The following is a 12,107-nucleotide window of genomic DNA, read 5'->3' on the forward strand; positions in this document are numbered from 1 at the left end:
TTGTGTGGCTAAGATTGATAGATATAACCTTAACAGGTATAATTAAACCGAGCTCTTTTCTAGTAGACATTTTGACTGGTTAAATATAAAAAACTATGCCTCATATATTTTAGTTAACCAAAGTGATAAAATATTATGCGGTATATTAGATTGGGAGAGAGAATTAAACTCAGTGGGTCTTACCACAAAAAATATCTGCCACCTGATACATCGAGCCATCACAAGAGGGGGACAAAATGAAACATAAGTATTTATGGTCGACCTTAGTTTGTATCACATTAGTAGCAGTGCTTAATATTGTATTCAATTACCGTATTCAGTACATTCTTAATGCAATAGTCGCGCAAGATTACGGGCAGTTCTCTTATCAGATAATGGTGACAGCCATCATTATTTTGGGGATGTTATTGGTTGAATATGGGAGACAAGTTTTGAACGCTCGCTACCTAAATAGTCAAGGATTTAGATTGCATGGAACCTTGCTATCACGCATTTTGGCTTTGAGACCACGAGCGGTTGAACAAGATGTGGGCCACTACCTCTCACAAGTGACGAATGATATTGAAGAGGTCAAGAGCCTACATTATGATACGCTCTTAGCTGTTTACCAAGGGACAATCTCATTTTTGATTGCTGCTGTCGCTTTGATCAGTCTAAACTGGGTGACGGCTTTATGGATTTTCATTGCTTCTGTGCTTCCACTGGTGCTACCGCTGTTGTTCAAACGGCTAAGAGCCAGAATAGAACAAGACTATCTGTTCCGTAAATCAGCTTATAGCCGGCGATTCGTTAATTATTTACAGAATTTCGGCCTCCTGCGTAACCACCAAAGCGAACGGGAATATGCAGAAGATCTGACCCGTGACTACGCTGACATAAATCGTATGTCTAATACGAAAGCATCCTATAGTGCACTCGTGAATGTCTTAGCAGGATTAGGGTTTTACGCAACGACCTTGGTAATCTTGTGGATTGGTGGGCTTCAAGTGTTGGAGGGGAAGTTGACTGTAGGCGGGCTGACGTCCATATATAGTATTTCGCTCGAATTAGTATTACCCATTCAGCTGTTGATTAGTGCCTTGAGCGACTTATCAGCGATACAAGATACCAAGCATCAGCTCGAGCAGGAACCTGTCATGGAAACGGTCGTGGTTGAATGCTCAGCTGATCAACCTGTGGTGGCAGTGCGCCAGCTTGAACAGCCGCCGCTCTTCCAAGGGATTAACCTAACCCTTCAACCGGGTAAGCGCTACTTATTAACGGGGAAAAGCGGTATTGGAAAGACCAGCTTAGTGGCTCTTTTGACAGGGGACGTAATCGCTCCTACAGGGACGGTCTTGTTAGATAAGTGTTCCTTAGACCAGTTGACCTACGAGCAAATTCAACATTACATTGCCTATGTACCACAAAAAGCTCAGATGTTATGGGGAAGTATGTGGGATAATATTACACTACGTCAGATGTGTGATGAAGGAGAAGTCATGCGACTCATTCAAGCATTCGGGTTAGGCGACCGCTTCCCTGACGTGAGCCATCTTAAGCAAGAGCAATATAATGAAGAAAGTGCCTTGTCGGGCGGACAGAAGCAACGTATCGCCTTAATACGAGCACTTTTGCAACATAAGCCGATCTTAATTGTGGATGAGGGCCTATCCGCCTTGGATCCAGAGTCATTTAAGCAAGCAGAAAATCTCTTGTTAGGCTGGCCCACGCTCACCTTGTTACACATCTCTCATCACTCAGATGAAGCGAGTGCTCATCGCTATGATGCGGTATTTGTGCTAGAGGATGGGCAGATTGTGCGCTCTAGATAAGGTATTGAGTTATTAAGGCGTATGATGGGTAATCAGTGGCTCTGGTTGGGCGCCTTCGAGATGACAAGCAAGCCCTGCTGACACAGTGTGTCAGCCGGGCTTCTATCGTTAAAAATGAAAAAGTCCCAATATATCATATATGATATATTGGGACTTTTCTTTGTGGGGAAAAGAAGAGGGCTAGAACAATGTAGTTATCTATTAGGTTAATGTGGTGAATCCGATTTTAGAGAGACTGGGACTTAAGGCGGGGGAAAACAAGTATATAAATCAATGCAATCAACATATAGGATAGGCCAAATAGCACGAAAAAGGTGTGACTTGGAATATAGTTTGCTAAAGTCCCCCACGCTAGAGAGGCTAGCGGCATGATGCCCACTGCTATAGTACTTTTTGCCGACAAGACTCGTCCCAAGAATTGTTCAGGAACAAACTCTAAAATTAATGGGTTATGGACGGTGTAGTTAAATCCTAAGAAGATAGAAGCTAAGCCCACCATAAAGAGTAGCGCGATAGGGTTTCTTGTTAGGAGACTTGCTAAGAACATAAAAATGCCATAGAATAGGGATCCTAAAATCATCTTAGTTGAACGCGAATAGGAGTCCCATACTTTTGTGGTGATTAAAGCACTACCGATTACGACTCCTATGGAGGTGCAGACCCCGAAAAAACCTAAGAAAACAGGGTCATTCCATTCTTCTGCAAGCTGCACTATGTAAATAGATAAACCAGAAAACATAATATTAGCAATTGTCTCACCGAGCATAAGCCAGAGAGGCATCTGATATTTCTTGAGTAGTTTAAAACCTTCTAGCCAATCGATTTTTGATTCAGAATCTACTTTTGGGATTTCTTCATCAATAGCGATACTATTAAAAATACTTGCAGATCCTATAAAGGAGGCAACAGAAGTAGCGATTAGGAATAAAGGATGAATAACTTTGAGAGCAAATCCTATCAAACCATTAAATAAGTAATCAGACATTTGATAAGCCATTATCATGTATGATTGAGACTTATCCATATCTTCTTTAGCAACCAGGAGCGGTAAAAATGCGTCTTGCGTCGTATAGGTATTCATCCCAAATAAGCTGCATAGAAAGGCAGAAATACATAATAATAGAGGGAAGTCTATATTAAGTAGTAACAATAAAAAGAGTAACAAAGAGCCAAAGGCTTGCCCGATTTCTAATGCGATAAGAAGAGCCTTTTTCTTATGGCGGTCAACAATATGTCCAACTAGGAATTCGAAGAGTGTAGGTAAGTATATGAGGGCATTTAATACCCCCACCCAGAAAATCTCATGAGTGGCTTGTATGAGATACCATGATACAGTTAGTGAGTATATACTATCGCCAAAATTACTTAATAGTCGGCCTGCCCATAGCTTCTTGAAATTACGATTCATGAGGCGCCTCCAGTATCTATGAATTAGTACTAATAGGATTGATTTTCCCATCATATTTCTTAGGTTTCCTATTTTATGATTAAATAGTTTTAAGTGATAGAAACAGTATACTGAAGGTCTTAGGAGAAGAGGGAATTTTTTGCCTATATGATAAACGAAAGAAAAACGCTAAGGTATTTTTATCTCTCAATGTATTGACCTAGGAAATCCTTGTATTCACGTGCTAAATCCGGTCTCCGCATCTGATTAAGAATGGAAATAGCCTGTTGAGAAATAGAGAGTCCTTTATCGTAGTTGCCTTGAACTAGTAGGTAGATTCCCTTATAAAAATTAATGCGATTAATTTCTGCAAAGCTGTCCGTCCCACTTAATAGGTTTTCTGCTTGGATAAATAAATTATTTAGGCCGTCAAAGTGTTCATTTTCGATGAGCGTATGGATGATATTGCCCATGATAATACTTAGTTCATTAACGTGCTTTGGAGATTTGGAAAACATAGCTGAGCGATTAATAGCAATTTTGCTCAGATTATACATTTTCTCAATAGGAATAAAATTTAGGCTATTGCCAAATAAGACAAGCTCATATTCTCCCCACTCCTCCACCCGGTAAAGATAATCAGTGATTTTCTTAATTTTATGTGGCTCAAATGGTAAGCCGTTCAAGAGATTGATGTACTGGCTAATTATAATGAGATTATGTTCGAATCGACTATCACTATACTGCTTCAAAAGTATCTTTTGGTCATCGTATAGTTGATTGAGTAGTGCGAGATCATTATTTACTAGAGCGGTGCTTAATTGTTGAAGAAATGCCGTCTGAGAATATCCCTCTAAATGGCCTAATATTAATTCGAATTCTCGGTAGGAAATGTTGAGGCGAGATAGTAAACGTATGAACTTGTTAGAAGTAATTTCGTGTTCACCGCGCTCAAACTTTGATAAGAAGGGCAAAGATACAATCCCTTTAGATGCTTCTTCAAGGGTCATTCCTTTCGATAGTCTTAGTTCTCTAAAGATAGTTCCTAGTTGCTGAGGGCAAACATTTTTCTTCATTATTCTCATCACCTTATTTTGATTTAATGTAAACGAAAATATACAGAACTTGCTTGAATATATTATAAGCCAAAAAGAGTGCGGTTTCAACGAAGTGAAGATGATATTCTTTTTTGATTTTGCGTGTTTGGGACCTATATTTTTGCGATTAAAAAAGGGCTGGCATCACGCCAGCCCTCTTTTAAATTGCTTATTTACCTTGGTACAAGTCATTAACGCGTTGTTGCACGTCTTTGTTTTCCAAGTATTCTTCATAAGTGGTGTCAATGCGGTCGAAGGCCCCGTTAGGCGTCAACTCGATGACCCGGTTACAGGTGGTGTTGAGGACCTCGTAGTCGTGGGAAGCCATGAGGATGGCGCCCTTGAACTTAATTAGGCCGTCGTTAAGTGCGGTAATAGATTCCAAGTCCAAGTGGTTGGTTGGTTGGTCCAATACCAAGACGTTAGCCTTGGACAGCATCATCTTAGACAGCATGCAGCGAACCTTTTCGCCCCCGGATAGGACATTGACTTCCTTCATCACGTCTTCACCAGAGAAGAGCATACGACCCAAGAAGCTACGCAAGAAGGTGTTGTCGCTCTCTTCCTTGCTAGCGTATTGACGGAGCCAGTCCACAATGGTTAAGTGCACGCCGTCAAATTCGTCGCCAGAGTTCTTAGGCAGGTAGGTTTGACTGGTGGTCACGCCCCACTCGAAGCTACCGCTGTCTGCTTCCATCTTGCCCATGATAATGTCGAAGAAGGCAGAGAGGGCGATGTCGTTACGGCTGAGGAAGGCTACTTTGTCATCGCGACGGAGGGTGAAGGTAATGTTGTCTAAGACCTTCTCGCCATCGATGGTTTTACTGAGGCCTTCTACCCGTAGTAAGTCATTGCCGATTTCGCGTTCTGGCGTGAAGCCTACGAATGGGTAACGACGGGAGGATGGTTGAATGTCATCCAGGGTAATCTTATCCAGCATCTTCTTACGGGAAGTTGCTTGTTTGGATTTAGAAGCGTTAGCTGAGAAGCGGGCGATGAAGGCTTGGAGTTCCTTAATCTTCTCTTCCTTCTTAGCGTTTTGGTCAGCGGCCATCTTAGCAGCCAATTGGCTGGATTGGAGCCAGAAGTCGTAGTTACCGACATAGAGCTTGATTTTCCCGAAGTCCACATCGGCCATGTGGGTGCAGACCGTGTTCAAGAAGTGACGGTCGTGGGAAACCACGATGACGGTGTTAGGGAAGTTCAAGATGAAGTCGCTCAGCCACTCAATAGCGGCTGCGTCCAGACCGTTAGTCGGCTCGTCTAAGAGCAAGTTGTCTGGCTTGCCAAAGAGGGCTTGGGCTAAGAGCACCTTAATCTTGTCGGCTTCAATCAGCTCACGCATGTAGCTGTAGTGAAGATCCTTGCCAAGACCTAAGCCTTGCAGCATGTTGCTAGCTTCGGCTTCGGCTTCCCAACCGCCCATTTCAGCAAAGGCAGCTTCGAGTTCGCCGGCGCGGACACCGTCTTCGTCGCTGAAGTCTTCCTTAGCGTAAATGGCGTCTTTTTCTTTCATAATGTCATAGAGTTCCTTGTGGCCCATCATCACGGTTTCGATAACAGTGAAGTCTTCGAAACCATAGTGGTTCTGGCTGAGGACTGCCAGGCGCTCATGGGGATCCATGGAGACATTCCCGGTAGTTGGCGCGATATCGCCGGCCAAGATTTTCAGGAAGGTAGATTTACCTGCCCCGTTGGCCCCAATAACCCCGTAGCAGTTGCCAGGGGTGAAGGTAATATTCACATCGTCGAATAATTTACGATCTGAAAAGAGTAAGCTCACGTTTGAAACGTTGATCATTTAAGTGTTTCCTCCTTGGTTCATGTTGGGTCAAGTCAGCTTGACGCATACCCTACTATCATACCATATTTTAGCGGACTTGGCTCATTTATTTGGCAACTTGAGCCAGTTGACGTTGGACAGCGGCCGGTAGGTCAGCAGAAGCCGTCACAATCTCGCCTCTTAGCTTAATGAGGCCGGTCGTGTAGAGGTTGACATAGCTAAATTGAGACTCGGCGACGTCTTGTAAGGCCTTGAGTTTTTCAGGATGACTGCCCCCTTGTTGGCGGACATCGGTATAGAGGCCCACAACCGGGATGCCGGCTTGGTAGGCAATGCCGATTTCAGAGGCTACGCCTGGGTCGATAATCTGACCATCTAGGACGGCCACCAGGACGTCGCTCTTGAGGACGGCTTCCGTATCGTAGCGGGCAATCATTTGGGAATCGGCGTAGGCATTCTTGTCGTTAATGGCTTCTTGCTCCTGGGGTAGGAAGACGGTTAGGTCAGGAACTTGAGCACGTAGATTAGCAACCACTTGGGCGTTGAAGGCACGCTCCATTTCGGTGAAGAGGGGGCTGGCAAAGTATAGATGGGGCATAATGACTCCTCCTTGGGCATTGATACCTACATTATAACGGAGATTGTGTCAATTAGCTATTGCAAAATCACCAGAAAATGGTAGACTAGATAAGGTCGCTGTCATGATGGGACAGCCCCCTGCGACACTTAGCATCCTTTGGTCGCAGTAAGTACTAGTCGGCCTGAGCCGGACTACAAAGGAGGAACTTATATGAATAACCATCTTAAACCTAGTTGGCTAAGTTGGCCCAACTGGAAGGACAGTCGTGAGCTGACCCGCGCAGGCTTAGTTGCCGGCCTCTATATCGTTTTGACTTTCCTGACCCTGCCATATTCTTTTGGCCCGGTTCAGTTCCGCTTGGCAGAGACGCTTAACTTCACCAGTCTCTATAACAAGCGCTATGTTTACGCCGTGACCTTAGGGGTCTTCATCGTCAATGCCTATCAATATGGACCGGTTGACATGGTCGTAGGGACCTTGCAGACCTTACTCTTCCTCTGGCTAGCACGCTGGATTGGGGACTTGGCTGTCGCAGCCCTTGCCAAAGGGACATCCGCTAAGACACAAACTATTGTACGTTACGCTGTCTTGACCCTGGTCTTCTCCTTATCCATGTTTGTCATTGCCTTAGAGCTACTAGTTTTAGGCGCAGCAGAAGCTGGCTTCTGGGCAACCTATCTGTCACTCTTCATCAGTGAATTTGTTATGTTGACACTAGGCTCTGTTATCATGTACTATGTCAGCCAACGTGTAGACCTTGAACGCTAATTAATTTTAAGACGAGGACTTGTCCTCGTCTTTTTTGTGTAAATAGTGCTCTTTTGGACACGTAATTTGGCAGCCCTGCCCCCTATTTATCTATGTAATAGATAAATAGGGGAGTGGCAACAAGGCTAAGAGGCTAGCACCCGAAAGCTACTAAAACAGAGCCTAAGCCGCGAGCTAGTGGTCCACTCCGCCAAGTGGACCACTAGCTGGCTTGGTAAGTGCCCAAAAACGACTAAAATGGCGCAAAAGTCGCGAGCCAGTGGCCCACTCCGCCGAGTGGACCACTAGCTGGCATGGCAAGTGCCCAAAAGCGACTAAAAGAGCGCAAAAGTCGTGAGCCAGTGGCCCACTCCGTCGAGTGGACCACTAGCTGGCTAGGTAAGTGCCCAAAAACGGCTAAAAGGGCGCAAAAGTCGTGAGCCAGTGGCCCACTCGGTCGAGTGGACCACTAGCTCCTCCGGCCTCCGCACCCCCTACCTAGCCACCTCACTTAATATCAGCCCCAAAATATGTTACAATATGGAAAACCCTACCAAACTCAGAGAAAGGACGTGCTAAGATGACCATGCAAACGACCATTGTTTACGCCCACCCCTATGAGGGCAGTCTCAACCATGCTATTTTGGAGCGCCTAGTCGCCACCCTAGAAGCCAAGGGCCACCCGGTGACCGTACTCGACCTCTATGCTGACCAGTTCAATCCGGTTCTGTCGGCCGCGGACTTAGCCGTCTACGGGGAAGGCAAAACGACCGATCCCCAGGTAGAGCGCTATGTCCAAATTTTGGACCAGACAGAGCAAATTATCTTCATCTATCCTATTTGGTGGTATGACATGCCCGCCATTATGCGGGGCTTCCTGGATAAGGTGCTGCTACCTAAGTCGGCTTTCGAGACCGAAAATCAACGCCTCCTAGCCAGCCGCCAGGTGCGTAAGACCTACATTTTCACGACTTCAGCCGCTTCTACAGAAGACCTGGAGCAGGTCTTTGGCGACCCCATTCGGGGCACGACCATGGCCGGCACCTTCAAGGATGTGGGCTTCCTCAACCCTATTTGGTACAACCTGGGCGGCATCGGCCATATCAGCCAGGAGGAGATTGACGTCTATCTGGCAACCTTGTCCAGTCGCGTTTAAGAAGGAGAGGTCTGGCCCTCTCTTTTTTTGCTGGAATGTGCTAAAATAAGAAGGAAAATGATTGGAGGTGGCTCCGCGTGTTAGAAAATGTAAAAATCGGTGTCTTTGTCATGGGGGGCATCGCGGCCTATAAGGCACCAGAACTGGTACGCCAGCTAATCAAAAAGGGTGCCCAAGTTCAGGTGGCCATGACCCAGTCGGCCCAGGAATTTGTGACGCCACTGACCTTGCAGGTCCTGACCAAACGCCAGGTCCTCACCCATACTTTTGACGAGCGGGAGCCAAGCCAAGTCCAACATGTGGCCATGGCTGACTGGTGCGACCTAGCCCTGGTGGTGCCAGCCACAGCCAATGGCCTGGCCAAGATGGCGCACGGCTTGGCAGATGATGTGGTGATCACTACCCTCTTGGCAGTGACGGCCCCCGTTCTGGTGGTGCCGGCCATGAATGTCCATATGTACGAGAACCCCGCGACCCAGCGCAACCTAGCCCAACTGCGAGCAGATGGTCTGACCATTATGGAGCCTGACACAGGTTTCTTAGCGGAAGGCTATGAAGGCAAAGGCCGCCTGCCTGAACTCCATCGCATTGTGGCCCAAGTCGAGCGCCTCTATGCCCGGACCCATTTGCCTCAAAGTTTAGCCGGCAAGCAGGTCATTGTCTCGGCCGGGGGCACTCGCGAGCGCATTGACCCAGTCCGTTACATCAGCAACGATTCGTCTGGCAAAATGGGCTATGCCATGGCCCAGGCGGCTGACTGGTTAGGGGCGACTGTCACCCTGGTCTCCACCACCCAAAGCCTCCTGCCACCAGAAGGCGTCCAAGTCCATGAGGTGGCGTCAGCCCAAGAGTTGGCTCAGGCCATGACCGCTCACTATGACCAAATGGACTATGTCGTCATGGCTGCAGCCGTCAGCGACTATCGGGTCAAGCAGCCCCATGATCAGAAGATTAAGAAAGTGGCCGGTCAGACGGACTGGCAACTAGACCTAGTCCAAAACCCAGATATTTTGGCCCAACTAGGCCAGACCAAGCGCCAACAAGTCCTGATCGGCTTTGCGGCGGAAACCCAGAATTTGCTAGAACATGCCCGAGCTAAGTTAAGCAAGAAAGGGGCCGACTGGCTCATCGCCAATGATGTGTCCAACCCGGCTATCGGCTTCAACTCTGACAAGAACCAGGTCTATGTCCTGGGGGCTCAGGGTCAGGAAGTTCTCCTGCCCCAACAGTCCAAGACCAGCCTAGCCTTGGCAGCCTGGCAAGTGATTCTAGCTGAAGGAGAAGAGACACTATGACAATTCGTGTAGCCGGATTGGCCAGTGGTTACCGCCAGGTGCCGGTCATCCAAGACATTAACTTCCAGATTGAGTGGGGCCAAATTGTAGCCCTAATTGGGCTCAATGGGGCGGGTAAATCCACCCTGCTCAAGACCATCTTGGGTCTGCTCAAGCCCCAGGCTGGGACGGTTACCCTGGATGGCCTCAGCCTGCAGGAAAACCACCAGGCCTTTGCCAGTCAGCTAGCCTATGTGCCTGAGACGCCCATTCTCTATGAAGCGCTGACCTTGCGCGAGCATCTGGAACTGACGGCCCTGGGCTATGGCCTGGACCCGACAGTCGTGATGGAGCGGGCTCAACCCCTACTCAAGCTCTTCCGTTTGGACAAGCAGTTGGATTGGTTCCCGACCCATTTTTCTAAGGGTATGAAGCAAAAGGTCATGATTGTCTGCGCCTTGGTCTCCGATGCCAAATTCCTGATTATTGACGAGCCTTTCTTGGGGTTAGACCCCTTGGCTATTCAACAATTCAAGGACATCCTCCAGGCCCGCGCTCAAGCCGGCTGCGCCATCCTCTTGACCACTCACGTATTGGGCTTGGTGGAAAATCTAGCCGACTCCTACCTTATGATGCAGGCGGGTCGCCTCTATGCTCAGGGTACCCTGGCGGACTTGCAAGAAGCCCTAGAAGCGCCCGGTGCTAGTCTGGATCAACTCTATATCCAAATGGCCAGCCGCGAGGTGACGGCATGAAGGATTTGAACAGTCTCTGGCAGGGGCGCTTGCGCGACTTTGCCAAGACCATGAGTCGCTACAGCCGGCTCATTCTCAACGACCACATGGCCCTCATTCTCTTAGTGGCCTTCGGTTTCTTCAGTATCTATTACCAACAATTACTGGTCTCCCTGCAAAGTCAGCGGCCCCAAGGCTTGGCTCTCATGATGACGGCGGTCTGCTTGCTAGTCTGGTGGGCAGGCCTTGCTTGGGGCCGGCCCTTGCTCCTGACCTACGAGCCGGACAAGAGCTATCTCTTCGCCCGGGGTTATCAATGGCATGCTGTCTGGAAATGGGGCGTCTGGTTGGGTGCTCTGGCTCCCAGCCTAGTCTTGGCTGTCTTGACCTTGTTGTTGGCGCCCCTGATTAGTTTGGGCTTTGGTTGGTCCTTGGGTCAGGCCCTCTGTCTGATTGTCTATGTAGTGGCCGCCAAGTTCCTAGTGGCTTGGGCCGGCTATCTGAGCTTTTATAGCGGCTTGCTGCCAAAAGCTTTGTCTGCTTCTTTGTTAGCTCTGGCCTTGGCAGGACTGGGAGCGGGGAGCTTGTGGCTGCCGGCTAACCTGGCTTTGGGACTTTTAGCCTTACTGCTGATTCTAGGCGCTGCCTTTCTCTGCTGGACCTGCCGCAAACTAGACCAACATTGGATTGAGTTTGAAGCCTTAGTAGCCCAAGAGCAAGCCCGGCGCGCCAGCCTCTACCGTTGGTTGGCCCTCTTTGCAGAAGTGCCCCAACAGATTCCACCCATTAAGCGGCGAGCTTATCTGGATGGTGTCCTCAAGAGTCTGTCTGGCCGTTTGGGCAACCGCTACGCCTACCTCTACCTGCGCCATCTAGTGCGCAATACCGCCTATTCAGGAATCTGGCTACGGGTGCTGATTTTCTTCAGCCTGGTCATCGTCAGCAGTCAACAAGTCTGGCTCTGGGCAGCAGCCGGTGCGCTGAGCACAGTCTTGACCCTAGTTCAGCTCATGCCCCTAGCCCTAGAGCCCCTGCGCCACCCGCTAGAGCGCCTCTATCCGGTTGGCCAGCAGTCTCTAGTGCCAGCCTTGCGCCCGGTACTGGCCATGATTCTAGCCTTACAGTTGCTAGTCTATAGCCTCTTGCTTGCTGTTCTAGCTCAGGGTAATTGGTCTCACTTAGGCCTCTGCCTCTTGATTTGGCTAGCCGTCGCAGCACTAGGCCTCCTAGTTTACCTACCATTTTGGATTGGCCGCCATAGCCGATTACATTAATGAAGTTTAACCCCTCTTTCAATAATCGATTGAAAGAGGGATTTTTGTATAGCACGAATTTTCCTATGAGCCAGTGGTCCACTCCGCCGAGTGGACCACTAGCTCGGTGCGAAAGGACGGAAAAGGGCCAAAACCAGGGAGTTCAAGGGTAGCTAGTGGTCCACTTTGGAGAGTGGACCACTGGCTCAGGGTGAAAGTTCGGAAAGAGGCCGAAAACCAGGGAATCAAGGGTAGCCAGTGGTCCACTCTGGAGAGTGGACC

At 48.3% G+C, this 12,107-nt stretch carries 10 protein-coding genes; 6 read left to right on the forward strand and 4 right to left on the reverse strand.

Annotated features, from left to right (window positions below; genetic code table 11):
* Positions 1-236: 236 nt before the first annotated feature.
* Positions 237-1,814: an ATP-binding cassette domain-containing protein gene (locus HMPREF3093_RS06455; protein WP_070756182.1), complete on the forward strand. Its 1,578-nt coding sequence runs from the start codon at positions 237-239 to the stop codon at positions 1,812-1,814.
* Between the two features lie 226 nt (positions 1,815-2,040).
* Here HMPREF3093_RS06455 and HMPREF3093_RS06460 read toward each other — a convergent pair whose 3' ends face one another.
* The 4 genes from HMPREF3093_RS06460 to HMPREF3093_RS06475 form a co-directional block, all read right to left on the reverse strand.
* Entirely contained in the window at positions 2,041-3,222 is a 1,182-nt protein-coding gene (locus HMPREF3093_RS06460; protein ID WP_070756183.1) for an MFS transporter, read from the reverse strand.
* 179 nt (positions 3,223-3,401) lie between these two features.
* Positions 3,402-4,277 (reverse strand): helix-turn-helix domain-containing protein, encoded by an 876-nt coding sequence (locus tag HMPREF3093_RS06465; protein WP_070756184.1) that lies wholly within the window; start codon positions 4,275-4,277, stop codon positions 3,402-3,404.
* A gap of 190 nt (positions 4,278-4,467) precedes the next feature.
* Positions 4,468-6,099 (reverse strand): ABC-F family ATP-binding cassette domain-containing protein, encoded by a 1,632-nt coding sequence (locus HMPREF3093_RS06470; RefSeq protein ID WP_070756185.1) that lies wholly within the window; start codon positions 6,097-6,099, stop codon positions 4,468-4,470.
* Positions 6,100-6,187: 88 nt separating this feature from the next.
* The gene (locus HMPREF3093_RS06475) at positions 6,188-6,679 is read right to left on the reverse strand and encodes a nucleoside 2-deoxyribosyltransferase (protein ID WP_070756186.1); all 492 of its coding nucleotides are present in this window, start codon (positions 6,677-6,679) and stop codon (positions 6,188-6,190) included.
* 192 nt (positions 6,680-6,871) lie between these two features.
* Between HMPREF3093_RS06475 and HMPREF3093_RS06480 the strand changes: the two genes are divergently transcribed.
* The 5 genes from HMPREF3093_RS06480 to HMPREF3093_RS06500 all read left to right on the forward strand — a co-directional run bounded on the left by HMPREF3093_RS06480 (position 6,872) and on the right by HMPREF3093_RS06500 (position 11,846).
* On the forward strand, positions 6,872-7,429 hold the full coding sequence (locus HMPREF3093_RS06480) for a QueT transporter family protein (RefSeq protein ID WP_070756187.1): 558 nt from the start codon (positions 6,872-6,874) through the stop codon (positions 7,427-7,429).
* Between the two features lie 559 nt (positions 7,430-7,988).
* Positions 7,989-8,564 carry an NAD(P)H-dependent oxidoreductase gene (locus HMPREF3093_RS06485; protein WP_083316298.1) on the forward strand — a complete coding sequence of 192 codons (576 nt, stop codon included), beginning with the start codon at positions 7,989-7,991 and terminating at the stop codon, positions 8,562-8,564.
* A 77-nt stretch (positions 8,565-8,641) separates the two neighbouring features.
* Positions 8,642-9,859 (forward strand): bifunctional phosphopantothenoylcysteine decarboxylase/phosphopantothenate--cysteine ligase CoaBC, encoded by a 1,218-nt coding sequence (gene coaBC, locus HMPREF3093_RS06490; protein WP_083316299.1) that lies wholly within the window; start codon positions 8,642-8,644, stop codon positions 9,857-9,859.
* Positions 9,856-10,593 (forward strand): ABC transporter ATP-binding protein, encoded by a 738-nt coding sequence (locus HMPREF3093_RS06495; protein ID WP_070756188.1) that lies wholly within the window; start codon positions 9,856-9,858, stop codon positions 10,591-10,593. Before coaBC ends, HMPREF3093_RS06495 begins: the two co-directional genes overlap by 4 nt.
* Entirely contained in the window at positions 10,590-11,846 is a 1,257-nt protein-coding gene (locus HMPREF3093_RS06500) for an ABC transporter permease (RefSeq protein ID WP_070756189.1), read from the forward strand. Before HMPREF3093_RS06495 ends, HMPREF3093_RS06500 begins: the two co-directional genes overlap by 4 nt.
* The last annotated feature ends 261 nt before the right edge of the window (positions 11,847-12,107 follow it).

The organism is Abiotrophia sp. HMSC24B09, from assembly GCF_001815865.1.
In the GTDB taxonomy this organism is placed as follows: Bacteria; Bacillota; Bacilli; order Lactobacillales; family Aerococcaceae; genus Abiotrophia.